Below are 24,561 nucleotides of genomic sequence, written 5' to 3' on the forward strand. Positions count from 1 at the left end.
AACTGGCGCGAGTAGCACGATGTCCTCTGACCTGTGGAGCTTTGCCCTTGCCGTCTACGCCCGTCCCGGCGTGGAGGATGCCTGCCTGCGCCTGCAATCGGCGGGGGCCAGCGTGTGCCTGATGCTGTGCGGTTTATGGCTGGAACAACGCGATGCGACTTGTGACGAGGTGCGTGCGCGACAGCTTCTGGAACTGACAGAGCCCTGGGACCGGGAAGTGGTGCAGCCGTTACGCGCATTGCGCATGCAGTGGAAAACCCTGGCCGACACCGATCCGGTACTCAAGGGTATGCGCGAGCAGATAAAGGGATTGGAGCTGGAGGCGGAGCGTGCGCTGCTGTCACGACTGGAAGGCGCCGCGCAAGGCTGGAAGCGTAATTCGAAGGAATCGAGTGACTGGCTGGAAGTGCTGGCCGGCCCTGCGGCCAACCTGAACCGCGACGCGCTGCAAGTGCTGCGCGTCGCGGCGACCGGCGCTTAGGAAGCGCTGGACGGGTTGCTGGCGACGCTCGATACCGGCGCCGGGGATGGCGTGGTTGTGGTGGTCGAGGTAGTGGCGGCGGATGCCGGTGCTGCGGTCGGAGCCGGAGTTGCCGGCGCTGCAGGTTTGGCAGCAGGCGCAGTGGCAGGTTTTGCTGCAGCTGGTTTTGCTGCTGGCTTGGCGGCAGCCGGCTTGGCAGCGGCAGGTTTTTTCACTGCTGGTTTTGCAGCAGGTTTCGCTGCTGGCTTGGCGGCCGGTTTGGCAGCGGCCGCTGGCTTGGCGGCGGTCGTTGCAGGCTTCGCGGCGGCAGCCGGTTTGGCCGCTGGTTTTGCAGCAGGCTTGGCCGCAGCTTTTACCGCAGGCTTGGCCGCTGGTTTCGCCACCGCTTTGGCTGCAGGTTTGGCAGCAGCAGTTTTGGCGGCCGGTTTAGCGGCGGCTTTAACGGCTGGTTTTGCTGCCGGTTTAGCGGCCACTTTGGTGGCTGGCTTGGCAGCTGGTTTTGCAGCGGCAGTTCTTGCCGGAGCCGCTTTCGCAGCAGCGGTTTTCGCCGCAGGTTTGGCGGCTGGTTTTGCAGCAGCCGGTTTGGCGGCAGCCGGTTTGGCCGCTGTGGTTTTAGCCGCAGGTTTGGCAGCGCTGGCGGCTGCGGGTTTCTTCGCGGCTGGTTTTGCAGCGGCTTTCACTGGCGCTTTGGCAGGCGATTTGGCCGGTGCTTTTGCAGCAGGTTTGGCGGCCGCTTTTTTCGCAGGCGCCGCTGCAGGTTTAGCCGAACGCAGGGACAACGCCTTGCCGACAGCCTCTTGAACACGACCGACACCCTGGGCCAGTTTCAGGCTTTCCTGGGCATCGCGCTTGAGTTGCAGAATGTAGCTGCGGGTATCGGACTGACGATCCTTCAGCGCATCGAGCAGGTCTTCGAGTTCCTTCACGGCAGCCTTGGCCTTGGTCTGCGCCTTGGCTTTACCGGCTGCTGCTGCGTCCTGCAATTTGGTGCGGGATTTGTGCAGTTTTTCTTGCGCCTTGCCGCGTTGCTTTTCCAGTTTGGCGAGCAGTTTTTCAGCATCAGCCAAGGCTTGGGAGCAAGCGTTTTCCAGATGCTCGAGCAGGCTGCCCGAGAGTTGTTGGAGTAAATGCAACGGAGTGTTTACAGGCTTCTTGGTGGCCGACATGGTTTACCTCCTGGCTGACGTGAGTGCGGCTCATACTAGACCTCTGCTGCTACCGCCGCTAGGGCATGTTGACAGTATCGAAAGCACTCGGTTGCAGGCTTGCGAAAAACTTCTGCGCATTGGCAAAAGCAGTTCACCGTTGCAGACGTTCGCGCTGGCATAATCCACCGCAATTCAGGACGGAGAGTGCCCATGTCGCGCTACCTTTTTTTATCCCTCTGCATGATTTTTTCCGTGGCTCAGGCCGACGAAAAAACCACCGCGAACGATGCCCATGATCTGGCTTACAGCCTCGGCGCCAGCCTCGGTGAACGGCTGCGTCAGGAAGTGCCGCAGCTCCAGATCCAGGCGTTGATCGAAGGTCTGCAACAGGCCTATCAAGGCAAGCCGCTGGCATTGAGCGAAGCACGCATCGAGCAGATCCTCGCCGATCACGAATCGCAGACAGCCGAGCAGGCGGCGATGCCTTCGACTGAAGCGGCGATGGAAAACGAGCGACGTTTTCTCACCGCCGAAAAAGCCAAACCGGGTGTGAAGGAGTTGGCCGACGGCATCCTGCTGACCGAGCTCGCGCCGGGGAACGGCACGAAGGCCGGCCCGGATGGAAAAGTGCAGGTGCTGTATATCGGCCGACTGCCGGATGGCACCGTGTTCGATCAGAACAGCCAGCCGCAGTGGTTCAATCTCGACAGCGTGATCGCCGGTTGGCGCACCGCGTTGCAGAACATGCCGGTGGGCGCGAAGTGGCGTCTGGTGATTCCATCGGATCAAGCGTACGGCGCCGACGGTGCCGGCGACTTGATCGCGCCGTTCACACCGCTGGTGTTCGAAGTGGAATTGCGCGGCGCGACCAGTTGATCGCCCAATAAAAAACGGTGCGCTTGGGGCGCACCGTTTATGTGTCTTGCGAGGTTCGATTCAGGCCTGAACCGAATCCTCTTCCTTGTGTGCGGTGTGCAGCACTTCGATCAGGCAGTCTTCCAGTTCGAAGCGCTCGTGGAGCAGGCCGCCCAGCTCCTTGAATTTCTCCGCAACGCATTTGCCTTCATCGCAAAGGTCGTTGAACGCGAGCAGTTTTTCAGTGATGACATCGATCCGCGGATAGATCGTCTCGGCCAGTTCCAGGCCGCGCTTGTCGTTGAAGGCCTTGGCCTCGCCCGTCAGCTGTTCGTAGATCTCGAAGTGCCCGGCCGAGACGTAATCGACCAGCACGCCGCAGAATTCCTGCAAGGGCTTTCGATCCTCGGACAGCGCCTGAGGTTTGGCGCCCAGCTTGTCATAGGCAGCGATCAATTCCTCACGCTCCTGCAGCCAGCGGTCGATCAGCAGATGAACTCCACCCCAACGTTCCTGAGCATTCTGACAACTTTCGAGCATGGCGATCTCTCTTCCCTTGTGGGTCATGCTGCTCTACACCCGCGCCCCTTCTTGTGAATATTGCTTTGAGAGGCGGCCAGGCAGAGCGTCATCGAGCAACACAATTCCAATGACACGTGCGGGCCAGATTATGCCCGCACGCCTATGGCTTCAAGGTACGCAGGAGAGAAAGTTCATACAAGTGTTTAATCCCTGACCAGCACCGGGTGCGACGGTTGGCCGCTGAGCGGTTGCTGCAAAGCCATCCAGACCTGCCGCAGCAACTGGTAAACAGCCAGGATCGACATCCCCACAAAAAACAGCAGACTCCACTCCGGAATGCTCAGGTCGAACAGTGTCCAGGACAATTCCGCGCAATCGGCCGTGTCATTGAACATACGCATCAGGGCGCATAACCACGGCAGGCTGCTGAACATTTCTTCCGGTCCGGGCCCGCAATGCGCCAGCCTTTGCAGAGAATCACTTTGCAGCAGCACTTGCCGCCACGCCGCCGTCATTCCGCCAAGGCTGGTCAGCAACGCCATCGTCCAATACAGCGACAGACCGACACGTTGCGGCCCATGAACCGCCGCCACACCACAAAAAGCGGTGAGCACGCTCATGAACAGACGCTGGACCAGACACAGGCTGCAAGGCACCAGACCGACCGCGTATTCGAGGTAATAAGAAGCTCCCAGGGCCAGAATCCCCGCAGTGAAAGCCATAAAGAACAGGGAGCGTGAGCAGGCCAACGACATGGCTTATCCGTAACAATAAAGACAGGCAGTTACGGTAGAGGAAAGGGCCTCGGGCTTTCAAGGCAGGTCACTGGCGACACTTCAGCAGAAGTGTAGGGAAATCCCGACAGGCACCGAAGGATTCGGTGTAACCCTCTGTAGGACTTTGCTCGGGAGAGGATTTGCCGGTAACTATTCAGTCACCGGAAAGAAAAGGAGGAGCACGCTCCCCCTTTCTGATCACGCTCGAACGGCTACGGGCAAAGGCGCAGCCAAAAGGCGTTCATCCAGCATACCGAGCCCCTCCTGGAACAGCAGATTGCTGCGCTCGGTGTCACCCAACCGGGCCAGCAGGCGCGCCAACTCGGCGCACGCTTCCGGATTGCGCTGCACTCTCAGGCTGCTTTCCAGATAATCCCGCGCTTTGCCCCACAGACTGGCTTGCAGGCACAAACGTCCCAGCGTCAGCAGCAGGCTGGCATCGCCCGGATGATCCTTGAGCCAACCTTCGGCCGTCTGCAACTGACGCGCCGGATCGCTGCCGCGTACCAGACCGTAAAGACGCGCCAGATGGCTGTCGTACTTACGTTTTAGCGCCGTGCGCAGCACTTCTTCCGCTTCAACCTGAGCGCCCAGCTGACGCAGTTGCTCGGCGTAGGCCAGCACCAGCGCAGGCTCCTGGCGTTGGGCAGACGTCAGTTGCTGCCAGGCGCGGTTGAGCGACTGCAAACCGACTGCGCCATCCTCTTCACGCTGGGCTGCCAGAGACAGGTTTTCCCCCCAGGCACGACGCTCAAGCTCGGACAGTTCGGCCGGAGGCAGGACTTTGTCTTTGCGCAGCTCCGGCAACAGCCGGATCACGGAGGACCAGTCACCGCGCTGCTGATGCAGTCGCTGCAACTGGCGCAAGGTCTGGGCATTGTGCGGATGGCGTTCGTGCATCGCCTGCAAGGTGACCAGCGCGCCATCGGTATCGCCACGATCGGTCTGCAACTGCGCATGGCTGAGGGCGATCGCCAACTCGGCCTGCGGCTGACGCTCGAGGGCACGCTCAAGCAGGCGATCGCTTTCCTCGTAGTTACCCTGTTCGTTGGCGGCGCGGGCGGCGCCCAGGTAATACAGCAACGGTTGACGCTCGGCCTCGGCGGCCCGGTAAAGGTGACGCTGGGCACTGGCCCAGCGGCCTTCGGCCAGGTCGAGCTGACCGTGCTCGATTGCCACTTGCACGCGACGGCTGCGGTTGCGACGGGACCATGGATTGACCACGCCGCCCGAGGTCAGCAACAGTTCGACCAACGCCTTGATGCCCCAGACCAGCAGCCACAGCACCGCCACCACCGCCAGGGTCGCCCACAGGCTCGATTCATAACGAAAGCTTTTGTAGGCGACCAGCACGTATCCGGAATGCTCGGCAATCGCCAGGCCCAGCGCCGCCGTTGCCGCGATCACCAGAAACACGATCACATACAGGCGCTTCATGGTGTCGCCTCCTGCGCGGTGCTGGCGGCCGGTTTGGCGAAGGGTTTCACCGAGTCTTCGGCGTTGACGTTGCGGCGCTCCAGATACGCCTGCACCGCGCTCAAGGTTCCGGCAAGATCCGGCGTGTTGACCGTAACCGGCTGCTTGCTCAATTCCGCGACCTGCTCGAGCATGATTTTGCTCTGCGGGTTGTCCGGATTGAAGTTGCCTGTAAGTACGTCACGCGCCTCCGCCAAGGCCTGGGTGTACACCGGCGCCTGACCGTTGAGCGCGGCCCATTGCGCCTGTTCGAGCGCAAGGCTCAGGGCCAGACGCACCTGGCTCAGGCTCTGGCCGGCGAGTAGCGGCCGGACGTTTTTGTCAGCGTTGAAATCGATGCGGATGTAGCGCGAGATCTGATCCCACCACTGCGCCCAGCGACTGGCGCCGTCGCCATCGGAGGTCAGACCCAGCAGCGAATCACCGCGATCCTTGTACTCCGGCGCCAGCTCGGTGAGGCCGACGACCTGATCACGCAAGGCGCCCAGTCGCAGGAACAGTCCGGTGCGATCCGGCTGCGCGGTACTGCGCAGCGCTACCAGGGTTTTCGCCACTTGCTCGCGGGCGGCGAACGAGCCGGGATCATTCTGCTCGCGCAGGATTTCGTCGGCACCCTGCACCAGCGCCTGAGCGCTGCTGATGTCCTGGAGGGCGGAAAGACGCAGGCTGGCCAGACGCAGCAAGTGCTCGGCCTCGGCCAGACGCCAGTCCTTGCGGCTGGCGCCGAGGACGGTTTCCAGACGTTGATTGAGGCGCTGCTGATCGCCCTGAAGTTGCGACACCAGACGCTGGCGATCGGCAAGTTCATCGGCGCCGGGCAATTGCCCGAGGCGTTCGGTCAGTCGTTGCTCGTTGAGTTTCAGGGTCTGGGCCTGATCGCTCAACGCCTGAACCTGGCTCAACTGATTCTGAGTGCTGGTCTGCAGGTGTCGCACCTGCCACACACCCCAGCCACCCACCGCAACACCGGCGGCGCCGAGCAGCAGCGCGAGAATGGCCAATCCGTTGCCTCGGCGCGGTTCCGCGGCCGGTGGCGGTGCATCAACCGGTGCATCGATCACAGGTTGAACGTCATCTTTAGGCAAGGCTGTTTCGCTCACGTATCCATCCTTTGCATTAGAGAACGGGCACGGGATGCTCCCGTAACGCCGTCAGCAAGGCCGCGGCACTGGCGCCGCGACAATCCACAACTGTTCGGGCCCCGGCGGCACTGGCCTGCTCGGCAACCCTTGGGCTTGGAACAAACAACGGCAACTGCGCAAGTGCAGGCCAGCTGTCGCCGGCCAGTTGGCGCAGGTGCTCGAAACCCTGTCCACTGCTGACCACCAGCCCGTTCAGGCGTTCCGCTGCAATCCTGCGGGGCAGCTCCTGCGGCGGATAGTCCGGCAGGTCGCGACGGTACAACTCCAAGCATTCGACACTAGCACCAAGCGCGCGCAGGCGCTCGGCCAGCAGCTCGCGTCCGCCCTCCCCGCGCAGGATCAACACCTGCGAGCCGGGCACGGCCACCGCCGCCAGCAGACGCGGCAATTGCAGCAAGGCTTCGCTGTCGTCGCCCGCGTCCGGGAAGCTCACATCCAGCCCCCGATCCCGAAGGATAGCGGCGGTCGCTGCACCCACGCTGAACCACGGCATCGTCGGAGTCGCCAGACCCAAAGAGTCGAGCAGATCCACCGCGATCCGCGCCGCCGGTTTGCTGACCACGATCACCGCGCTGTAACGCGGAAGTTGCGTGATCGTGCGGCGCATTGTGTCAGAGACCGGCAGTGGCGCGATTTCCAAAAGCGGCAGACAGCTGCTGAAAAACCCTTGTTCGGCCAGCACGGCGGCGAGCGCCGAACAGTCCTCCGTCGGGCGCGTCAGCAGCAGGCGCCAGGCGGTCACTCGTGACCTGCCTCGCCGTAGACTGCCTTGAGAATATCGTCGGCGCCCTGGCTCAGCAGGTCTTCGGCCACCTGCACGCCCAGCGTCTCGGCTGCCGCACGCGGCGCACGGGCTTGCGCGCTGAGCAGCTTGCCGCCACTCGGTTCGCCCACCAGACCGCGGAGCCACAACTGATCGCCTTCGAGCACGGCGTAGCAGGCGATCGGCACCTGGCAGCCGCCATTCAGATGTTTGTTCAGGGCACGCTCGGCGGTGACACGGTCAGCGGTGTCGGCGTGATGCAGGGGCGCGAGCAAGGCATGGATTTCAGTGTCTGCGCTGCGGCATTCGATACCGACTGCGCCCTGGCCACCGGCCGGCAGGCTGTCGTCGACGCTGATGGCCGAGGTGATGCGGTCTTCGAAACCGAGGCGGATCAAGCCGGCTGCCGCGAGGATGATCGCGTCGTACTCGCCGGCGTCGAGCTTGGCCAGACGGGTGTTGACGTTACCGCGCAGGAAACGGATCTCGAGATCCGGACGGCGCGTCAGCAACTGCGCCTGGCGACGCAGGCTGGAGGTGCCGACGATGCTGCCGGCTGGCAACGCATCGAGGCTGGAATACGTATTGGAGACAAACGCGTCACGCGGATCTTCGCGCTCGCAGATGCAGAACAGACCGAGGCCTTCAGGGAAATCCATCGGCACGTCTTTCATCGAATGCACGGCGATGTCGGCTTCGTTTTCCAGCAGCGCGGTTTCCAGTTCCTTGACGAACAGACCCTTGCCGCCGATTTTCGACAGGGGCGAATCAAGCAGCTTGTCGCCGCGACTGACCATGGGCACCAGCGTCACCAGCAGGCCCGGGTGGGCTGCTTCCAGACGGGCTTTGACGTATTCGGCCTGCCAGAGGGCCAGAGCACTTTTGCGGGTGGCGATGCGGATTTCGCGAGAGGACATGGATCAATCCGTACTGAATAGATACGGCGGATAATAACAGCTCAGCCAAATCCACTTTGACCTGAATCAGAAACGGCGTGGCCTCCCTGGCCTGCGATGCCTGGTGAAAAGAACGAAGAACCGCCCGGAGCCGGCAGACTAAAGCCCCTGCATCATTTTGCGCACACCCGCCACATGCCGGCGGCTGACGATCAGCGCGTCACCGTTGAGCCCCTTGAGGAACAACTGGAAGTGGCCCAGCGGTGTACGTTGCAGTCGCTCGATGCGGTCGCGGGCGACCAGCGCGTTGCGGTGGATCCGCACGAAGCGCTCGCCGAATTCGTCTTCCAGCGCCTTGAGCGGCTCATCCAGAAGGACTTCGCCACCCTCGTGGCGCAAGGTCACGTATTTGTGGTCGGCAATGAAGTACACCACCTGATCCAGCGGGATCAATTCGATGCCTTTGCGGGTGCGGGCGCTGATGTGGCTGCGCGGGCCGTTGCCGCTTTCGGCGGCAGGGCGGGTCAGGGCCGAGAGCTGGGCCCGGTTGGGACGTTCAGCCCGTTTCAGGGCGTCATGCAGATGTTCGGTTCGCACGGGTTTCACCACATAGCCCACGGCGCTGGCCTGCAGGGCTTCCACGGCAAATTCATCGGGACCTGCGCAAAACACCACGGCTGGCGGGGTTTCGCGTTCGCACAGACGGGCAGCCACCTGCAGGCCATCGAGGCCCGGCATGCGGATATCGAGCAGCACGATATCCGGCTTGTGGCTGTCGATCAGCGCCAACGCCTCTTCGCCATTGGTGGCGCTGGGCTCCAGGACTGTGTAGCCCTCGAGCTCGCTCACCATTCGGCTGAGTCGCTCGCGGGCCAGTGGTTCGTCATCAACGATCAGGACATTCATATTGCGCTGGATTCCTGCGTGAGTCTCGCACAAGGATAGCGTAGACAAGTGGAGTGACGTCCGTCACCGCGATCCACGCTAAGACTAGCGCGAGCGCCAAAAAGTGCCGTACGTCGGCCGGCAATATTTGCCGACACCTGCAACGTACCGCCTGACGCCCGCCGCCGACTGCGTTTTACGCAGGGTATGCCAATGGCCAATACACCCACCCCTCTCTCTTCTTATAGTCGGTGGCCGGACCTTTGCGCGATCCGCCGCCACGTCGACCCCTATGTCCTACTGTAGACGCTCGTCGGGCCGATATTGCTCAATCGGAAAATATCCTTGCGCAAATCTCCCGGCGACACCGGCGACTATGGATCAGGCCATGAGAAAAAAACGTATCGACCAGTGTCAGCGACAGGATTGGCAACCCTGTTATTATCCGCGCCAGCGTTTCACGCCTTCTTTCTTCAAGCCGATACGAGCGAATTCATGAGCACTGACAAGACCAATCAGTCCTGGGGCGGCCGCTTCAGTGAACCCGTCGACGCCTTCGTCGCCCGCTTCACCGCCTCCGTCACTTTCGACCAGCGCCTGTATCGCCACGACATCATGGGCTCGATCGCCCACGCCACCATGCTGGCCAAGGTCGGCGTGCTGACGGATGCCGAGCGCGACAGCATCATCGATGGCCTGAAGACCATCCAGGGCGAAATCGAGGCCGGCCAGTTCGACTGGCGCGTCGACCTCGAAGACGTGCACATGAACATCGAAGCACGCCTGACCGACCGCATCGGCGTCACCGGCAAGAAGCTGCACACCGGCCGCAGCCGCAACGACCAGGTCGCCACCGACATTCGCCTTTGGCTGCGTGACGAGATCGACCTGATCCTGAACGAAATCACCCGCCTGCAAAAAGGCCTGCTGGAGCAGGCCGAGCGTGAAGCCGCCAGCATCATGCCGGGCTTCACCCACCTGCAGACCGCTCAGCCAGTGACCTTCGGGCACCACATGCTGGCCTGGTTCGAAATGCTCAGCCGCGACTACGAGCGTCTGGTCGACTGCCGCAAGCGCACCAACCGCATGCCGCTGGGCAGCGCCGCGCTGGCCGGCACCACTTACCCGATCGACCGCGAATACACCGCGCAACTGCTGGGCTTCGACGCCGTCGGCGGCAACTCGCTGGACAACGTGTCCGACCGCGACTTCGCCATCGAATTCTGCTCGGCCGCCAGCATCGCGATGATGCACCTGTCGCGCTTCTCCGAAGAGCTGGTGCTGTGGACCAGCGCGCAGTTCCAGTTCATCGACCTGCCGGACCGTTTCTGCACCGGCAGCTCGATCATGCCGCAAAAGAAAAACCCGGACGTGCCGGAGCTGGTACGTGGCAAGACCGGTCGTGTGTTCGGCGCCCTGATGGGCCTGCTGACCCTGATGAAAGGCCAGCCGCTGGCCTACAACAAGGACAACCAGGAAGACAAGGAACCGCTGTTCGACGCCGCCGACACCCTGCGCGACTCGTTGCGCGCCTTTGCCGACATGATCCCGGCGATCAAGCCTAAGCACGCGATCATGCGTGAAGCGGCGCTGCGCGGCTTCTCCACTGCCACTGACCTGGCCGACTACCTGGTACGCCGTGGCCTGCCGTTCCGTGATTGCCACGAGATCGTCGGTCATGCCGTGAAGTACGGCGTCGACACCGGCAAGGATCTGGCGGAAATGAGTCTGGAAGAACTGCGCCAGTTCAGCGACCAGATCGAGCAGGACGTGTTTGCCGTGCTGACCCTGGAAGGCTCGGTAAATGCCCGTGACCACATCGGCGGTACTGCGCCGGCGCAGGTCAAGGCTGCCGTGGTTCGCGGTCAGGCGCTGATCGCCAGCCGCTAAAAGCCAAAGCTTCGCGTGCAAGCCCGCTCCCACATTCGATCTGCTGCAAACACCGAAATTGGTGTCCATCGAGATCAAGTGTGGGAGCGGGCTTGCTCGCGAAAGCTATCTCGAAAGCACCAAAAAATTATTTTTTGGCTGCGATCATCGCCAAAAACGCCGGCATCGCCGCATCCTTGTCCGCTGCAATCTTCTGCACATGCGCATTCAGCTCAAGCCGCTCCAGCAGCGCCTTGGCCTTCGGCATCTCCGCCAGCAAATCCAGACCGAACAGCTTGTGCCCCACCGCAGCCGCCAGCGGCACGCTGTAGAGGAAGTACAAGTCCGCAATGCTCAGGCTGTCGCCCGCCACATACGGGGCGAACTTGCCGTGACGCCCCAGCGCCGCAAAACCCAGCAGCAATTCAGCCTTGGTTTTCTCCTTGATCGCCTCCGGCAGCGCCGTACCGAAAAATGCTTCGCCGTAACAGGCACGGGCCGGCAACTCGATATACAGCTCGATTTCCTTGGCCACCGCCAGCACCTGAGCGCGGGCAAACGGCTCGGTCGGCAACAGCGGGACACCCTTCTGACTGCTTTCGAGGTATTCGAGCATCACCATCGTTTCGTTGATGTAACCACCTTCGGCTCCCAGCACCGGCACCTTGCCGCGCGGGCTGATGGCCAGGGACTCAGGCGTAGGCGTCGGGTAGAACGTGACCTCTTCGAACGGCAGACCTTTTTCCAGCAGCGCCAGTTTGACCATGTTGTAGTAGTTGCTGACGGAGAATCCATAGAGCTTGAACATCACATAGCCTCCAGGCCGTGCGGGGTGGGCAGTGCCTGTTTATAGATTGCACCAGGGAATCCCGCCAGCAGCATCACGCCGCTGAATGCGGGTAAACTGGCGCCTTTCCTTGAGGAGCCTGCCATGAGCGAGCCGACTGATATCGACAATGATGAAGAAGAGTTCACCGAATCGACACTGATCGAAGCGATCGAGAACCAGATCGAAAGCGACAACCCGCCAGCGGCCAAGGCAACCTTCAACAAGCTGACGCTGGTCGGTTACGAACGCGATGACATCCTGAATCTGATGGCCCACGTGCTGGCCTGTGAAATCGACGCGATGCTCGACGAAGACCGCGCGTTCGATACCGAGTGGTACGAAACCGCGCTGCGCGCACTGCCGGAACTGCCACCGGAAAAGCAGTAAACGACCCCTCGCTGTGGGAGCAGGCCTGCTCCCACACAATTTGTCACCCATCTGCGCGGCCTTCTGCCGTCCCCTGACTACACTGGAATCCACCCCGGGACAAAAACCCTGACACGCGCACTGGACAGGCCGCGCCGGCAGGTTCACCTTAGGGGCGCTGTCGTCCAATTCCTAGAAAGTCTGGAGTCCTTATGTCGCTTACCCCTGAGTTGGTTGCCGAACTGGAAGTCCTCGCACTCTTCAACCTGGACAGTTCCCAGGAAGGTCTGAAAATTCATCAGACCGCTGCCCCGAAGCACATTGCCGCCGCACAACGCCTGTTCGAAAAAGAACTGACAGACCAGCCTGATGGCGGTTACCTGACCAGCCTCGGTCGCGATGCCGCACAGAACGTGCAAACCGTACTGACGATTCTCAAAGAGCAGCAAACCGCCTGATCCTCCCGACTTTGCCCACGGAAACCCCTGCCACGGGATTTCCGCGGGCCAGCCATGAACGTCGACCATCGCCGCGCGATAGAAATCTGACGTCAAAAAACAAATTCAGCTTAAAACTCCTGCCGCTCAGGCGCTAAACTCCCGGACACCCGAGACCCTTTGCCTCCGAGCCCTGCGCGCCGGTTTGAGCCGACATGACCCGCACCCATGAAATCCGCCCCGACCTGGACGAAGGCATCGACCGCAAGGTACTCAGCCAGCTACGTGCACGTTTTCTCAAACTCAATGAAGGCCGCCTGAACCGGGCGCTCGAAGGCCTGTCGACGCGTCAGCAAAGTGTGCTGACGCTGCTGCCGCTGTTTTTTCACGTCAATCATCCGTTGCTGCCGGGTTATGTCTCGGGCAGCACGCCGGCCGGGCTGTCGAATTACGAACCGGACGCCGAGGCACTTGCCGAAGCCCAACGCCTGACCCGCTCGTTCTCCTACAAGCCGCGTCACGGCAGCAACCCGCCACGGCCGATTCACGGTCTGTTCCTGATGGGCAGCCTCGGCACGCTGGCCCAGGCCGACCAGAGCGACATGGACGTGTGGGTCTGTCACGCCCCCGACCTGAGCGATAGTGAGCTGGCCGAGCTGCGCAAGAAATGCCAGTTGCTCGAAACCTGGGCCGCCAGCCAAGGGGCCGAGGCGCACTTCTTCCTGATCGACCCGGGGCGCTTCGTCAAAGGCGAACGCGACACCCAGCTCAGCTCCGAAGATTGCGGCACCACCCAGCATTACCTGCTGCTGGACGAGTTTTACCGCACCGCGATCTGGCTGGCCGGGCGCACACCGATCTGGTGGCTGGTGCCGGTCTACGAAGAACGTGCCTACGATGCGTACACCCACACCCTGATTTCCAAGCGTTTCATCCGCAACGATGAAACCCTCGACCTGGGGCCGATGGCGCACATTCCGCCGGGCGAGTTCGTCGGCGCCGGGCTGTGGCAACTGTTCAAGGGCATCGAGTCACCTTACAAATCGGTGCTCAAGCTGCTGCTGACCGAGGTCTACGCCAGCGAACATCCGCAGGTGCAATGTCTGAGCCTGCGCTTCAAGCAGGCCGTATTCGCCAACCGGCTGGATCTCGACGAGCTGGACCCGTACATGGTGGTTTACCGCCGGATCGAGGAATACCTCACAGCGCGCAACGAGCCGGAACGGCTTGAGCTGGTACGTCGCGCGCTGTATCTCAAGGTCAACCGCAAGCTCACCGGTAACACCCGCACCCAGAGCTGGCAACGCTCATTGCTGGAAAGACTGGCCGGCGAATGGCACTGGGACCAGCGGCAACTGGCGCTGCTCGACAGCCGCAGCCAGTGGAAAGTCCGCCAGGTCAGCGCCGAACGCCGCGCGCTGGTCAACGAACTGAATTACAGCTACCGCTTCCTGACCCAGTTCGCCCGCACCGAGCAGACTGTCAGCCTGATCAACAAGCGCGACCTCAACGTTCTCGGCCGGCGGCTATATGCCGCGTTCGAACGCAAGGCCGACAAGGTCGAGTTCATCAATCCCGGCATCGCCCCGGACCTGGCCGAAGACACCCTGACCCTGGTGCAATCGCCGAACAAAAAGGAACCGGGCCAAACCCAGTGGGGCCTGTACAACGGCAGCCTGACGGCGCTGGAGTGGGAACACTTTGCGCCGATCAAGCGCAGCCGCGAGTTGCTGGAACTGCTGACCTGGTGCCACCGCAACGGCGTGATCGACAGCAGCACCCGACTGGCGCTGCATCCCGGCACCAGCGATTTGAGCGAGTTCGAGCTGTTCAACCTGCTCGGCAGCCTGCAACAAAGCATCGCCCTGCCCTTGTCGACCGTTGCCGAAGAACCGCTGCTGCGCGCCGCCGTGCCGAGCGAAGTGCTGATGCTGGTGAATGTCGGGGTCGACCCGCTCAAGCATCACCGCGACCTGAACATCCTGATGACCACCGAGCGCACGGACTCCCTGAGCTACGCCGGCGTACGCGAAAACCTGGTGCTGACCCTGGATCAGGTCACGCTCAACAGCTGGAACGAGGTACTGGTCAACCGCTTCGACGGCCCGCATGCCTTGATGGACTGCCTGCGCGATTACCTCAACAACCTGCCGCGCGGGCTGCAACAGCCGTCGCTGCGGGTGCGCTGTTTCTGTCACAACCGCGCACAATTCATCGCCCGCCGGGTGGAAGAAATTGTCGACACCGCGCAGACCCTGTTGCTCAGCGACTTGAATCACCGCTACTTGATCCAGGTGCAGCAGCATTACCACGTGCTGGAGCTGGTGCCGGGTCAGGTCAGCCATGTCGCCCTCGCCACCCTGCCGGCGCTGCTCGATTACCTGGGCGAGGAACAGCCGCGCTACAGCCCGCTGCACCTTGATCCGATGGCGCTGGAAGACCACGACCTGGCGTTGATCCTGCCGATGGGCCAGCCCGAATGCATTCAGGTGTTCTACCGGATCACCGAACAAACCGCCGAGCTCTACGTACTCGACGAGTTCAATGCGCTGTGGCAACAGCACTTGCCCTATCACGACGAGCAAAGCCTGTTGGTGCCGTTGCAGCGGTTCCTGCAATCGATCCAGTTCCGCCGCGAAGCGCTGCTGCCGATGGACGCGGGCCATGCCGCCAGCCTTGAAATCTTGTATTACCAGTTATTGCCATCAGGGCCGGGACGCGCGCGACGGGTCGAAATGCGTCCGGCGCCGCAGACGCCGGTCAACAAACCGTTCTACGACGTGCAGGCGATCGTCGGCAAAGCCGCGCCCGGCGAAGTGCAGGTCACGCTGTATTGCAATCAACGGGAATTCAGCGAGCTGGAACATGGCGACCAGCTGTTCAGCGTGGTCGCCCGGGAGATCGTCGGGCAGCGCCGGGAAAGCGAGCGCTACCGCTGCTACATCACCGACCTGGACCTGTCGGGCGTGATCGGTGACGGGCAGAGTTCGAGCAATCTGTATCTGCGTTACAAGGCCGACCTGGAACGCTCTCTGAACGAGGCGCTCGAGCAGGTCTGAGGCGGGTTACTCCGGGAAATCACCGCCGTTGGCCGGCTGCGATTCGACTTCGAGCAAGGTCAGCTTCAGGGTTTTGCCACCCGGAGCCGGCCAGTCGATGTGCTGACCAACCTTCAGGCCCAGCAACGCACTGCCGACCGGAGCGAGGATCGAGACTTTGCCTTCGTCGGCGTTGGCGTGCTTCGGATAGACCAGGGTCAGGTGGTAGTCCTTGCCACTGCTTTCTTCGCGGCAGTGCACACGGGAATTCATCGTCACGACATCGGCAGGCACTTCATCGTGACCGACCAGGGTATCGGCGCGGTCCAGTTCGGTTTGCAGCGCGATCACGCCCGGCAGCGTGTCATCCAGGCTGTCGATCAGGCGCTCCAGACGTTGCACGTCCAGACGGGTAAGGGTGATGGAAGGTGCGGTCATGATCCGGGCAGACTCCTTTCTTCTGCACACAAAAAAAGCAAAACCCCGCCAAAAAAGACGGGGTTTTCACCAGGCCTCGATGGGTTGAGGCGTTTCCGGACACTATCACAGCTCAAAAAATATACAAGCTACGCTCCGGCGAGCTGCCGGCGCTGAGCGGCCTGCGCACAAATCACCCGGCGGCGCTCGTCATCGGCCGAACGCCACTCGCGGATGTCTTCGACATGGCGCATGCAGCCGAGGCAGACCTTCTGTTCATCCAGCCGGCACACTCCGGTGCACGGCGAAGGGACGGCCGGGCTGACGTTGCTGTAGAGCGGCTTCGGCGGACGGGCGGGCGCAGTATCAGTCACGAAATCACAGGCCTTCGAAATCGAATTCGGTGCCGGCCTGTTGCTTGACGATGCGCTCGAGCATTTCGCCCAGCTGTTCTTCGCTCTTGTCGCACATCCAGCGTTCGCTTTCTTCGTCGTAGTCGAAGTGGAAACCACCGGACACCGCGGCCAGCCACAGCTGACGCAACGGTTCCTGACGACTGAAGATCAGCTGGGTGCCGTTCTCGAACTTGACGGTCAGCACACCGGCCGAGTTCTCCATGTCGATGTCCAGGTCGCTGTCGTCGAAGATGTCTTCCAGTTTTTCCTGGGTTTCATCGACCAGATCGTGGAAACGGGCTTCGGACAAACTCATTGCGGCAACCTCAAAAAATGTCTGATCAGGCTCAAGCGCCGCAAGATACGGACGCTGCCAGCCGATTGCAAAGGATAACGACCAAGCGCCCTGCCCGGCGACGAAATATCCACCCGCCACGCGGGAAAAGTTTCCGCGCCGCAGCCCGAGCCCCGCCGGACGGGAGTTCCGTCGCATAGGCAAGCTGCCGGGTGGCCGGTATACTCCGGCGCAATTAACGCATTTTCAAGGATTTCGCCATGAAGCGCCTGATCTCTTCCCTTGCTGCGCTCGTCGCGGTTGCCTGCCTTGTTTCGGCTTGTGGTCAAAAAGGCCCGCTGTACCTGCCCGATGAAGATCAGGACCCGGCCGAGCAAGCCCAGTCTTCGCAAAAGCAGCCTGTCTCCAAGGCACACAAGCACGACGTTTACTAAGGGATCGCCATGGACGCTTTTAACTACCGTGGCGGGGAACTGTTCGCGGAAGGTGTGGCGCTGTCCGCCATCGCCGATCGCTTCGGCACACCGACCTACGTTTACTCCCGCGCCCACATCGAGGCCCAGTACCTGGCCTACGCCGATGCGCTGGCCGGCATGCCGCATCTGGTGTGCTTTGCGGTCAAGGCCAACTCCAACCTCGGCGTCCTGAATGTCCTGGCCCGTATCGGCGCCGGTTTCGACATCGTCTCCCGTGGCGAGCTGGAACGTGTTCTGGCCGCCGGCGGCAGCCCGGACAAGATCGTGTTCTCCGGCGTCGGCAAGACCCGTGACGACATGCGCCGTGCGCTGGAAGTCGGCGTGCATTGCTTCAACGTCGAATCCACCGACGAGCTCGAGCGCCTGCAAGTGGTCGCCGCCGAGCTGGGCGTTCGTGCGCCGATCTCGCTGCGCGTAAACCCGGACGTCGATGCCGGCACCCACCCGTACATTTCCACCGGTCTCAAAGAGAACAAGTTCGGCATCGCCATCGCCGACGCCGAAGACGTGTACGTGCGTGCCGCGCACCTGCCGAACCTGGAAGTGGTCGGCGTCGACTGCCACATCGGTTCGCAACTGACCACCCTGCCTCCGTTCCTCGATGCCCTCGATCGTCTGCTGGATCTGGTCGATCGTCTCGGCGATTGCGGCATCCACCTGCGCCACATCGATCTCGGTGGCGGCCTGGGTGTGCGTTATCGCGATGAAGAGCCGCCATTGGCTGCCGACTACATCAAGGCTGTGCGCGAGCGTCTCGACGGTCGTGATCTGGCGCTGGTGTTCGAGCCGGGCCGCTTCATCGTCGCCAACGCCGGCGTGCTGCTGACGCAGGTCGAGTACCTCAAGCACACCGAGCACAAAGACTTCGCCATCGTCGACGCGGCCATGAACGACCTGATCCGCCCGGCGCTGTACCAGGCCTGGATGGACGTGACTACGGTCAAGCCACGCGAGACCGCTGCGCGTACCTACGACGTCGTCGGCCCGATCTGCGAAACCGGCGACTTCCTCGCCAAGGAACGCGAATTGGCGCTGGAAGAAGGCGATCTGCTGGCCGTGCATTCGGCCGGTGCCTACGGTTTCGTGATGAGCTCCAACTACAACACTCGCGGCCGTGCCGCCGAAGTGCTGGTGGACGGGGATCAGGCATTTGAAGTGCGTCGCCGCGAAACCGTGGCCGAGCTGTTTGCCGGCGAAAGCCTGCTGCCGGAGTAACCCCATGCTGCTGCGTTTTACCAAGATGCACGGCCTGGGCAACGACTTCATGGTTCTCGACCTGGTCAGCCAGCACGCGCATATTCAACCCAAGCACGCAAAAATGTGGGGCGACCGGCACACCGGCATCGGTTTCGACCAGTTGCTGATCGTCGAAGCGCCGAGCAATCCGGATGTGGATTTCCGTTACCGGATCTTCAACTCCGACGGCTCCGAAGTGGAGCAGTGTGGCAACGGTGCGCGCTGCTTCGCCCGCTTCGTGCTCGACAAGCGCCTGACCGCCAAACGGCAGATCCGCGTCGAGACCAAGGGCGGCATCATCGAACTGGACGTGCGTAATGACGGCCAGATCGGCGTGAACATGGGCGCCCCGCGCCTGGTGCCGGCGGACATTCCGTTCCAAGCGCCGGAACAAGCCCTGAGTTATCAGGTCGATGTCGACGGTACGCCGGTCGATCTGGCGGCGGTATCGATGGGCAACCCCCATGCGGTGCTGCGGGTCAGCGATATCAACACTGCACCGGTGCATGAACTGGGACCGAAAATCGAACACCATCCGCGCTTTCCGGCGCGGGTCAACGTCGGTTTTCTCCAGGTCATCGACCGCCATCGCGCACAACTGCGCGTCTGGGAACGCGGCGCCGGGGAAACCCAGGCCTGCGGCACCGGTGCCTGCGCTGCTGCTGTAGCGGCGATCAGTCAGGGGTGGATGGATTCGCCACTGCTGATCGACCTGCCGGGCGGGCGCCTGTCCATTGAGTGGGCAGGCCCTGGCCAACCGGTGTTGATGACCGGCCCGGCAGTGCGCGTATACGAAGGACAAGTGCGTCTTTGAGTGAGCAGAAGCCATGACCGATAAGCCTCAGGTACCCGCCCGACAGTCCGGTGAATCAGCGTCCGAGAGCCTGGAGGCGGCAGCGGTTGCCGCGTACCTGGAGGCTCATCCGGACTTCTTCGTCGAGCATGAAGAACTGCTGCCGTCCCTGCGCATCCCCCATCAGCGCGGCGATACCGTCTCGCTGGTCGAGCGCCAGATGGCCATCCTGCGCGACCGCAACATCGAGATGCGTCACCGCCTCTCGCACTTGATGGACGTCGCCCGGGACAACGATCGCCTGTTCGACAAGACCCGCCGCCTGATTCTTGCGCTGATGGACGCCGCCACTCTGGAAGATGTGGTGATCAGCGTCGAAGACAGCCTGCGCCAGGATTTCCAGGTGCCCTTCGTCAGCCTGATCCTGCTCGGCGACAACCCGGCCCCGGTCGGCCGCTGGGTGACCCACGCCGATGCGCAAACCGCCATCGGCGGATTGCTCACCGAAGGCAAGAGCGTCAGCGGCAGCCTGCGCGAGCATGAACTGGACTTCCTGTTCGGCGAAGAACAACGCAAGCAGATCGGTTCTACCGCCGTGGTCGCCGTCAGCCATCAGGGCATCCACGGAATCCTGGCCATCGCCAGCCGTGATCCGCAGCACTACAAGAGCTCGGTCGGCACGCTGTTCCTCAGCTACATCGCCGAAGTCATGGGTCGCGTGCTGCCACGGGTCAACAGCTCCCTGCGCTCGGTACGCTGAGCATGGAACGGCAACTGGACGCTTACTGCGAACACCTGCGCAGTGAGCGGCAGGTGTCGCCGCACACGCTGTCGGCCTACCGGCGCGACCTCGATAAAGTCCTCGGCTGGTGCAACAAACAGAACATTGGCAGCTGGCAGGCGCTGGACATCCAGCGCCTGCGTAGCCTGATCGCCCGCCTGCATGCCCAGGGCCAGTCCTCGCGCAGCCTGGCGCGCCTGCTCTCGGCAGTTCGCGGGCTTTATCACTATCTGAATCGCGAAGGTCTCTGCGATCACGATCCGGCAACGGGTCTGGCACCGCCCAAAGGCGAACGCCGGCTGCCGAAAACCCTCGACACCGACCGCGCCCTGCAACTGCTTGAGGGTGCGGTCGAGGACGATTTTCTCGCGCGGCGCGATCAGGCGATTCTGGAGCTGTTCTATTCCTCCGGCCTACGCCTGTCGGAGCTGACCGGGCTCAATCTCGATCAGCTCGATCTGGCCGACGGCATGGTTCAGGTACTCGGCAAGGGCAGCAAGACGCGCCTGTTGCCGGTCGGCAAAAAGGCCCGGGAAGCACTGGAGCAATGGCTGCCGCTGCGGGCGCTGACCAATCCGGCGGACGACGCCGTATTCGTCAGCCAGCAGGGCCGACGTCTTGGCCCGCGAGCGATTCAGGTGCGGGTCAAACTCGCCGGCGAGCGCGAACTGGGGCAGAACCTGCACCCGCACATGCTGCGGCACTCCTTCGCCAGCCATTTGCTCGAATCCTCCCAGGACCTGCGCGCGGTGCAGGAATTGCTCGGCCACTCGGACATCAAGACCACCCAGATCTATACCCACCTGGACTTCCAGCACCTGGCGGCGGTCTACGACAGCGCCCATCCACGGGCCAAACGCATGAAAGGCGACGATTCATGAGCATCCAGTTGATCACCTTCGACCTCGACGACACCCTGTGGGACACCGCCCCGGTGATCGTCAGCGCCGAAGCGGTTTTGCGCGAATGGCTGAGCGAACATGCGCCGAATCTGGGCGCGGTGCCGGTGGAGCATCTGTGGTCAATCCGCGAGCGGGTGCTGGCCAGTGAGCCGGGCTTGAAGCACCGCATCAGCGCACTGCGCCGGCGAGTGCTGCTCCATGCGCTGGAAGAAGCCGGCTACGCCCACGGCGAAGCGTCGGATCTGGCGGACAAGAGTTTTGAAGTGTTTCTGCATGCACGGCATCAGATCGAGGTGTTTCCGGAGGTCGAGCCGATTCTGGAAACCCTCGCCAAGCACTACGCACTTGGAGTCGTCACCAACGGCAATGCCGATGTGCGTCGTCTCGGGCTGGCGGACTACTTCAAGTTTGCGTTGTGCGCCGAAGACATCGGCATCGCCAAGCCGGATGCGCGACTGTTCCACGAGGCTTTGCAACGCGGCGGCGTGAGCGCCGAAGCCGCTGTGCATATTGGCGATCACCCGGGGGATGACATCGCCGGGGCGCAGCAGGCCGGATTGCGTGCGATCTGGTTCAACCCGGCCGGCAAGGTCTGGGAAGCAGAACGCCTGCCGGATGCCGAGATTCGCAGCCTGAACGATCTGCCTGCCGTGCTCGCCCGCTGGAACAGCCGCGGCTGATTTTCTTTCGCCCATGAAAAAGCCCGCAGCGACGGCGGGCTTTTTCAGCAAGCAAGCGACACGCCTCAGATAGGGCGGCTGCCGTACTTGTTGTCCGGCTTCTTGGGCGGATCGGCGACCACGTTGGCCTCCACTTCCTGCACCTTGCCGCCGCGCGCAAGGAACTCTTCCATGGCCTTGGCCAGGGCATCGCGCTCCTTGTTCTTGGCTTCGATGCTCGGCAATTCGTCGACCGACACCGCAGCCTTGGCCTTGCCTTTGGCAGCCGGGGCCGGCGTATCGTCACCGCCATCGTCTTCAGCAACGTCTTCCGCTGCTGCTTCCAGACCGTCTTCGGCCTCGTCTTCGTCGCCTACTTCGAGGTCGTCGTTTTCCAGATCATCGTCGCTCATGTTCTACCTCATGACTTGCGAAAAGCAGATTAGTTATAGACCAGCTTTGGCGACTGTCGAAAGTCGCCGGAAAAAAATCGGTAACCATTGGTGACCAACGGTTTATGCCCCTTCACCGTGCAAGGTGGCGAGGACTTTACGGGCACCGCCATGATCACGGTGCTCGCCCAGGTAAACGCCTTGCCAGGTGCCCAGTGCCAGTCGGCCCGCCGTTACCGGCAAACTGATCTGACAGCCCAGCACGCTGGCTTTGAAGTGCGCCGGGAGGTCGTCCAGGCCTTCGTCGTTATGCTCATAGCCGTCTGCTCCTTGTGGGATCAGACGATTGAAAAATCGTTCGAAGTCGCGACGTACCGCCGGATCGGCGTTCTCGTTGATGGTCAACGACGCCGAGGTATGCTGCAGCCACAAATGCAACAGACCGACCCGGCATGCCTTGAGTTCGGGCAGGCCGGCGAGCAACTCGTCCGTCACCAGATGAAAGCCCCGGGGCCGTGCCCGCAGGGTTATCAGAGTCTGTTGCCACATACAGTTCTCCGCACGTTCGGGGCGCATTCTAGCGCGCTCTGGAAAAAAACAAAGGCCCTAATATTCCTTCAATGATGTAAGCCTTTGGCCGCAGAAAAACACTCGTCGTAGACACGACCAAAGCAGTACGAAAAATCCTTTCAGCTGTATCAGGGAAGACAAATTCCAGACAAAAAAATGCCCGGCGAGCCGGGCAAGTTTTTTGCGGCGCGTGCTTACAGGTTGTAGCCGCGCTCGTTGTGTTGTGCCAGATCCAGGCCGACCGATTCTTCTTCCTCGGTCACGCGCAGACCCATCACGGCATCCAGCACCTTGAGGATGATGAAGGTGACGATCGCGGTGTAGATCACGGTGAAGCCGACGCCTTTGCACTGAATCCAGACTTGTGCGGCGATGTCGGTGACGGTGCCGAAGCCACCCAGCGACGGTGCGGCGAACACACCGGTCAGGATCGCGCCGAGGATACCGCCGATACCGTGCACGCCGAAGGCGTCCAGGGAGTCGTCATAACCGAGTTTGCGTTTCAGCGTGGTGGCGCAGAAGAAGCAGACCACGCCCGCAGCCAGACCGATCACCAGAGCGCCCATCGGGCCCACGGTGCCAGCGGCCGGAGTGATCGCAACCAGACCTGCAACGACGCCGGATGCGATACCCAGTGCGCTTGGTTTGCCGTGGGTGATCCACTCGGCGAACATCCAGCCCAGTGCAGCAGCAGCGGTCGCGATCTGGGTCACCAGCATCGCCATGCCGGCGGTGCCGTTGGCGGCCGCAGCGGAACCGGCGTTGAAGCCGAACCAGCCAACCCACAGCATCGCCGCGCCCATCAGGGTGTAACCCAGATTGTGTGGCGCCATCGGGGTGGTCGGGAAGCCTTTGCGTTTACCCAGTACCAGGCATGCAATCAGACCGGCCACACCGGCGTTGATGTGCACCACGGTGCCGCCCGCGAAGTCGAGCACGCCCCAGTCCCACATCAGGCCGCCGTTGCCGGACCAGACCATGTGCGCGATCGGTGCATAGACCAGGGTGAACCAGATGCCCATGAAGATCAGCATCGCGGAGAACTTCATCCGCTCGGCGAACGCACCGACGATCAGCGCCGGGGTGATGATCGCGAAGGTCATCTGGAAGGTGATGAAGACCGCCTCGGGGAACAGCGCCGCCGGGCCGGTCAGGCTCGCTGGGGTGACGCCGGCCAGGAACGCCTTGCCGAAACCGCCCACGAACGAGTTGAAGTTGACGACGCCCTGCTCCATGCCGGTGGTGTCGAACGCGATGCTGTAGCCATAAATGACCCACAGGACGCTGATCAGACCGGTAATGGCGAAGCACTGCATCATCACGGAAAGAATGTTTTTCGACCGAACCATGCCGCCGTAGAACAGCGCGAGGCCAGGAATGGTCATGAACAGCACGAGGGCTGTGGAGGTGAGCATCCAGGCGGTGTCGCCGGAGTTCAGGACTGGAGCTGCCACTTCGTCTGCCGCCATGGCCAGGCCGGGCATTACGATAGACAACAGGGCTCCTAGCCCTGCGAATTTACGCAGAGTCATATTGTTTTCTCCTGGGGCGTTGGGTTTGTGGCGGCGTTTAGATCGCGTCGGTATCGGTTTCGCCGGTACGGATGCGGATCGCCTGTTCCAGATTGACCACGAAGATCTTGCCGTCACCGATCTTGCCGGTGTTGGCAGCCTTGGTTATCGCCTCGATAACCCGATCCAGATCCTTGTCGTCGATGGCCACGTCGATTTTCACCTTGGGCAGAAAATCGACCACATACTCCGCGCCGCGATACAGCTCGGTGTGACCCTTCTGCCGACCGAAGCCTTTGACTTCAGTAACGGTAATGCCCTGCACGCCGATTTCGGACAGCGACTCGCGCACGTCGTCCAACTTGAACGGCTTGATGATGGCAGTGACTAGCTTCATGAAACTCTCTCCCGAATTGGTGGACTTGCCCCAGGAAAACAAACCCGACTCAAGTCTAAGCGCAGTGCCTGGCTTTGTAACGCTTCGTTGTCGACGCCAGCTAACCGCTCCAGACGAAACTCCCCGCTCCGTCTGCCGCACTGCATTCGTCACAGCGACTGCATCAGTGCATGGGTCGAAGGTGACTAAGCAGAAAGCTTGCCATCTCGCCAAAAACCACTGATTTCAATCCCTTGGCCGCTGCGGCAGATGCC

The 24,561-nt window shown here is 61.9% G+C and carries 28 protein-coding genes; 12 read left to right on the forward strand and 16 right to left on the reverse strand.

Annotated features, from left to right (window positions below; all coding sequences use genetic code 11):
* The first annotated feature begins 19 nt into the window (after nt 1-19).
* Nucleotides 20-481 (forward strand): TIGR02444 family protein, encoded by a 462-nt coding sequence (locus tag AC0R79_RS29410; protein WP_127800574.1) that lies wholly within the window; start codon nt 20-22, stop codon nt 479-481.
* On the opposite strand, the gene AC0R79_RS29415 is transcribed toward AC0R79_RS29410, so the two are convergent.
* Nucleotides 478-1,647: an AlgP family protein gene (locus AC0R79_RS29415; RefSeq protein WP_474732637.1), complete on the reverse strand. Its 1,170-nt coding sequence runs from the start codon at nt 1,645-1,647 to the stop codon at nt 478-480. The two genes, AC0R79_RS29410 and AC0R79_RS29415, sit on opposite strands and share 4 nt — an antisense overlap.
* Nucleotides 1,648-1,839: 192 nt before the next feature.
* On the opposite strand from AC0R79_RS29415, the gene AC0R79_RS29420 reads away from it, so the two are divergent.
* Nucleotides 1,840-2,505, forward strand: coding sequence for an FKBP-type peptidyl-prolyl cis-trans isomerase (locus AC0R79_RS29420; protein WP_007951860.1), 666 nt, complete (start codon nt 1,840-1,842; stop codon nt 2,503-2,505).
* A 60-nt stretch (nt 2,506-2,565) separates the two neighbouring features.
* Here AC0R79_RS29420 and AC0R79_RS29425 read toward each other — a convergent pair whose 3' ends face one another.
* The 7 genes from AC0R79_RS29425 to AC0R79_RS29455 all read right to left on the reverse strand — a co-directional run bounded on the left by AC0R79_RS29425 (nt 2,566) and on the right by AC0R79_RS29455 (nt 8,965).
* Complete coding sequence (locus AC0R79_RS29425; RefSeq protein ID WP_007951863.1) at nt 2,566-3,024, reverse strand: Rsd/AlgQ family anti-sigma factor; 459 nt, start codon at nt 3,022-3,024, stop codon at nt 2,566-2,568.
* 185 nt (nt 3,025-3,209) lie between these two features.
* Nucleotides 3,210-3,761: a disulfide bond formation protein B gene (locus AC0R79_RS29430; RefSeq protein WP_127800580.1), complete on the reverse strand. Its 552-nt coding sequence runs from the start codon at nt 3,759-3,761 to the stop codon at nt 3,210-3,212.
* Nucleotides 3,762-3,980: 219 nt separating this feature from the next.
* Nucleotides 3,981-5,219, reverse strand: a complete 1,239-nt coding sequence (locus tag AC0R79_RS29435) for a heme biosynthesis HemY N-terminal domain-containing protein (protein ID WP_474732640.1) — start codon at nt 5,217-5,219, stop codon at nt 3,981-3,983.
* On the reverse strand, nt 5,216-6,358 hold the full coding sequence (locus AC0R79_RS29440) for a uroporphyrinogen-III C-methyltransferase (RefSeq protein ID WP_007951869.1): 1,143 nt from the start codon (nt 6,356-6,358) through the stop codon (nt 5,216-5,218). Before AC0R79_RS29440 ends, AC0R79_RS29435 begins: the two co-directional genes overlap by 4 nt.
* 16 nt (nt 6,359-6,374) lie before the next feature.
* Nucleotides 6,375-7,142 carry a uroporphyrinogen-III synthase gene (locus AC0R79_RS29445; protein WP_474732643.1) on the reverse strand — a complete coding sequence of 256 codons (768 nt, stop codon included), beginning with the start codon at nt 7,140-7,142 and terminating at the stop codon, nt 6,375-6,377.
* Complete coding sequence (gene hemC / locus AC0R79_RS29450) at nt 7,139-8,080, reverse strand: hydroxymethylbilane synthase (protein WP_007951874.1); 942 nt, start codon at nt 8,078-8,080, stop codon at nt 7,139-7,141. The genes AC0R79_RS29445 and hemC overlap by 4 nt, the downstream gene beginning before the upstream one ends.
* Before the next feature lie 138 nt (nt 8,081-8,218).
* Nucleotides 8,219-8,965 carry a LytR/AlgR family response regulator transcription factor gene (locus AC0R79_RS29455; protein WP_007951875.1) on the reverse strand — a complete coding sequence of 249 codons (747 nt, stop codon included), beginning with the start codon at nt 8,963-8,965 and terminating at the stop codon, nt 8,219-8,221.
* Between the two features lie 474 nt (nt 8,966-9,439).
* Here AC0R79_RS29455 and argH point away from each other — a divergent pair, with 474 nt between their 5' ends.
* Nucleotides 9,440-10,834 (forward strand): argininosuccinate lyase, encoded by a 1,395-nt coding sequence (gene argH / locus AC0R79_RS29460; RefSeq protein WP_375744440.1) that lies wholly within the window; start codon nt 9,440-9,442, stop codon nt 10,832-10,834.
* 127 nt (nt 10,835-10,961) lie between these two features.
* Here argH and AC0R79_RS29465 read toward each other — a convergent pair whose 3' ends face one another.
* On the reverse strand, nt 10,962-11,621 hold the full coding sequence (locus AC0R79_RS29465; RefSeq protein WP_474732646.1) for a glutathione S-transferase family protein: 660 nt from the start codon (nt 11,619-11,621) through the stop codon (nt 10,962-10,964).
* 123 nt (nt 11,622-11,744) lie between these two features.
* Between AC0R79_RS29465 and AC0R79_RS29470 the strand changes: the two genes are divergently transcribed.
* The 3 genes from AC0R79_RS29470 to AC0R79_RS29480 all read left to right on the forward strand — a co-directional run bounded on the left by AC0R79_RS29470 (nt 11,745) and on the right by AC0R79_RS29480 (nt 15,504).
* On the forward strand, nt 11,745-12,029 hold the full coding sequence (locus AC0R79_RS29470; RefSeq protein ID WP_007951881.1) for a hypothetical protein: 285 nt from the start codon (nt 11,745-11,747) through the stop codon (nt 12,027-12,029).
* 191 nt (nt 12,030-12,220) lie between these two features.
* The gene (locus tag AC0R79_RS29475) at nt 12,221-12,466 is read left to right on the forward strand and encodes a TIGR02647 family protein (RefSeq protein ID WP_007951883.1); all 246 of its coding nucleotides are present in this window, start codon (nt 12,221-12,223) and stop codon (nt 12,464-12,466) included.
* Between the two features lie 194 nt (nt 12,467-12,660).
* On the forward strand, nt 12,661-15,504 hold the full coding sequence (locus AC0R79_RS29480; protein ID WP_474732649.1) for a class I adenylate cyclase: 2,844 nt from the start codon (nt 12,661-12,663) through the stop codon (nt 15,502-15,504).
* A gap of 6 nt (nt 15,505-15,510) precedes the next feature.
* Here AC0R79_RS29480 and rnk read toward each other — a convergent pair whose 3' ends face one another.
* The 3 genes from rnk to cyaY form a co-directional block, all read right to left on the reverse strand.
* Nucleotides 15,511-15,921, reverse strand: coding sequence for a nucleoside diphosphate kinase regulator (rnk, locus tag AC0R79_RS29485; protein WP_007951886.1), 411 nt, complete (start codon nt 15,919-15,921; stop codon nt 15,511-15,513).
* A gap of 128 nt (nt 15,922-16,049) precedes the next feature.
* Nucleotides 16,050-16,274, reverse strand: a complete 225-nt coding sequence (locus AC0R79_RS29490; RefSeq protein ID WP_074690015.1) for a DUF1289 domain-containing protein — start codon at nt 16,272-16,274, stop codon at nt 16,050-16,052.
* Nucleotides 16,275-16,278: 4 nt separating this feature from the next.
* On the reverse strand, nt 16,279-16,611 hold the full coding sequence (gene cyaY, locus AC0R79_RS29495; RefSeq protein WP_007951887.1) for an iron donor protein CyaY: 333 nt from the start codon (nt 16,609-16,611) through the stop codon (nt 16,279-16,281).
* 239 nt (nt 16,612-16,850) lie between these two features.
* Here cyaY and lptM point away from each other — a divergent pair, with 239 nt between their 5' ends.
* Genes lptM through AC0R79_RS29525 form a run of 6 tightly spaced genes read left to right on the forward strand, consistent with a single transcriptional unit; the run spans nt 16,851 to nt 21,458 of the window.
* Nucleotides 16,851-17,024, forward strand: a complete 174-nt coding sequence (lptM, locus tag AC0R79_RS29500) for an LPS translocon maturation chaperone LptM (RefSeq protein WP_007951888.1) — start codon at nt 16,851-16,853, stop codon at nt 17,022-17,024.
* A gap of 9 nt (nt 17,025-17,033) precedes the next feature.
* On the forward strand, nt 17,034-18,281 hold the full coding sequence (gene lysA, locus AC0R79_RS29505; protein ID WP_474732652.1) for a diaminopimelate decarboxylase: 1,248 nt from the start codon (nt 17,034-17,036) through the stop codon (nt 18,279-18,281).
* A gap of 4 nt (nt 18,282-18,285) precedes the next feature.
* Nucleotides 18,286-19,116 carry a diaminopimelate epimerase gene (dapF, locus tag AC0R79_RS29510; RefSeq protein ID WP_011336523.1) on the forward strand — a complete coding sequence of 277 codons (831 nt, stop codon included), beginning with the start codon at nt 18,286-18,288 and terminating at the stop codon, nt 19,114-19,116.
* Between the two features lie 13 nt (nt 19,117-19,129).
* On the forward strand, nt 19,130-19,855 hold the full coding sequence (locus AC0R79_RS29515; protein WP_007951894.1) for a DUF484 family protein: 726 nt from the start codon (nt 19,130-19,132) through the stop codon (nt 19,853-19,855).
* Between the two features lie 2 nt (nt 19,856-19,857).
* Nucleotides 19,858-20,757: a tyrosine recombinase XerC gene (gene xerC / locus AC0R79_RS29520; protein WP_007951897.1), complete on the forward strand. Its 900-nt coding sequence runs from the start codon at nt 19,858-19,860 to the stop codon at nt 20,755-20,757.
* On the forward strand, nt 20,754-21,458 hold the full coding sequence (locus tag AC0R79_RS29525; RefSeq protein WP_375744449.1) for an HAD family hydrolase: 705 nt from the start codon (nt 20,754-20,756) through the stop codon (nt 21,456-21,458). The genes xerC and AC0R79_RS29525 overlap by 4 nt, the downstream gene beginning before the upstream one ends.
* Before the next feature lie 65 nt (nt 21,459-21,523).
* Here the strand turns inward: AC0R79_RS29525 and sutA are convergent, their stop codons facing one another.
* From sutA to glnK, 4 genes are all read right to left on the reverse strand, one after another.
* Entirely contained in the window at nt 21,524-21,850 is a 327-nt protein-coding gene (gene sutA, locus AC0R79_RS29530) for a transcriptional regulator SutA (RefSeq protein ID WP_007951900.1), read from the reverse strand.
* Nucleotides 21,851-21,952: 102 nt separating this feature from the next.
* Complete coding sequence (locus tag AC0R79_RS29535) at nt 21,953-22,378, reverse strand: secondary thiamine-phosphate synthase enzyme YjbQ (RefSeq protein ID WP_011336526.1); 426 nt, start codon at nt 22,376-22,378, stop codon at nt 21,953-21,955.
* 215 nt (nt 22,379-22,593) lie between these two features.
* A complete protein-coding gene (locus tag AC0R79_RS29540; RefSeq protein ID WP_007951904.1) occupies nt 22,594-23,931 on the reverse strand; it encodes an ammonium transporter in 1,338 nt (445 codons plus the stop codon).
* 37 nt (nt 23,932-23,968) lie between these two features.
* Nucleotides 23,969-24,307 (reverse strand): P-II family nitrogen regulator, encoded by a 339-nt coding sequence (gene glnK / locus AC0R79_RS29545; RefSeq protein WP_002555808.1) that lies wholly within the window; start codon nt 24,305-24,307, stop codon nt 23,969-23,971.
* Nucleotides 24,308-24,561: the final 254 nt, after the last annotated feature.

The sequence above is a fragment of the Pseudomonas sp. HD57-3 genome, from assembly GCF_056113135.1.

Excerpts from the sequence above, each read along its gene's own strand:
- glnK (WP_002555808.1), bottom strand. The coding sequence starts at position 24,307 with ATGAAGCTAGTCACTGCCATCATCAAGCCGTTCAAGTTGGACGACGTG.
- AC0R79_RS29455 (WP_007951875.1), bottom strand. The coding sequence starts at position 8,965 with ATGAATGTCCTGATCGTTGATGACGAACCACTGGCCCGCGAGCGACTC.
- AC0R79_RS29415 (WP_474732637.1), bottom strand. The coding sequence starts at position 1,647 with ATGTCGGCCACCAAGAAGCCTGTAAACACTCCGTTGCATTTACTCCAA.
- argH (WP_375744440.1), top strand. The coding sequence starts at position 9,440 with ATGAGCACTGACAAGACCAATCAGTCCTGGGGCGGCCGCTTCAGTGAA.
- lysA (WP_474732652.1), top strand. The coding sequence starts at position 17,034 with ATGGACGCTTTTAACTACCGTGGCGGGGAACTGTTCGCGGAAGGTGTG.
- dapF (WP_011336523.1), top strand. The coding sequence starts at position 18,286 with ATGCTGCTGCGTTTTACCAAGATGCACGGCCTGGGCAACGACTTCATG.
- AC0R79_RS29480 (WP_474732649.1), top strand. The coding sequence starts at position 12,661 with ATGACCCGCACCCATGAAATCCGCCCCGACCTGGACGAAGGCATCGAC.
- sutA (WP_007951900.1), bottom strand. The coding sequence starts at position 21,850 with ATGAGCGACGATGATCTGGAAAACGACGACCTCGAAGTAGGCGACGAA.
- cyaY (WP_007951887.1), bottom strand. The coding sequence starts at position 16,611 with ATGAGTTTGTCCGAAGCCCGTTTCCACGATCTGGTCGATGAAACCCAG.
- AC0R79_RS29525 (WP_375744449.1), top strand. The coding sequence starts at position 20,754 with ATGAGCATCCAGTTGATCACCTTCGACCTCGACGACACCCTGTGGGAC.
- hemC (WP_007951874.1), bottom strand. The coding sequence starts at position 8,080 with ATGTCCTCTCGCGAAATCCGCATCGCCACCCGCAAAAGTGCTCTGGCC.
- rnk (WP_007951886.1), bottom strand. The coding sequence starts at position 15,921 with ATGACCGCACCTTCCATCACCCTTACCCGTCTGGACGTGCAACGTCTG.
- AC0R79_RS29425 (WP_007951863.1), bottom strand. The coding sequence starts at position 3,024 with ATGCTCGAAAGTTGTCAGAATGCTCAGGAACGTTGGGGTGGAGTTCAT.
- AC0R79_RS29475 (WP_007951883.1), top strand. The coding sequence starts at position 12,221 with ATGTCGCTTACCCCTGAGTTGGTTGCCGAACTGGAAGTCCTCGCACTC.
- AC0R79_RS29420 (WP_007951860.1), top strand. The coding sequence starts at position 1,840 with ATGTCGCGCTACCTTTTTTTATCCCTCTGCATGATTTTTTCCGTGGCT.
- AC0R79_RS29515 (WP_007951894.1), top strand. The coding sequence starts at position 19,130 with ATGACCGATAAGCCTCAGGTACCCGCCCGACAGTCCGGTGAATCAGCG.
- AC0R79_RS29410 (WP_127800574.1), top strand. The coding sequence starts at position 20 with ATGTCCTCTGACCTGTGGAGCTTTGCCCTTGCCGTCTACGCCCGTCCC.
- AC0R79_RS29435 (WP_474732640.1), bottom strand. The coding sequence starts at position 5,219 with ATGAAGCGCCTGTATGTGATCGTGTTTCTGGTGATCGCGGCAACGGCG.
- AC0R79_RS29465 (WP_474732646.1), bottom strand. The coding sequence starts at position 11,621 with ATGTTCAAGCTCTATGGATTCTCCGTCAGCAACTACTACAACATGGTC.
- lptM (WP_007951888.1), top strand. The coding sequence starts at position 16,851 with ATGAAGCGCCTGATCTCTTCCCTTGCTGCGCTCGTCGCGGTTGCCTGC.
- AC0R79_RS29470 (WP_007951881.1), top strand. The coding sequence starts at position 11,745 with ATGAGCGAGCCGACTGATATCGACAATGATGAAGAAGAGTTCACCGAA.
- AC0R79_RS29430 (WP_127800580.1), bottom strand. The coding sequence starts at position 3,761 with ATGTCGTTGGCCTGCTCACGCTCCCTGTTCTTTATGGCTTTCACTGCG.
- xerC (WP_007951897.1), top strand. The coding sequence starts at position 19,858 with ATGGAACGGCAACTGGACGCTTACTGCGAACACCTGCGCAGTGAGCGG.
- AC0R79_RS29540 (WP_007951904.1), bottom strand. The coding sequence starts at position 23,931 with ATGACTCTGCGTAAATTCGCAGGGCTAGGAGCCCTGTTGTCTATCGTA.
- AC0R79_RS29535 (WP_011336526.1), bottom strand. The coding sequence starts at position 22,378 with ATGTGGCAACAGACTCTGATAACCCTGCGGGCACGGCCCCGGGGCTTT.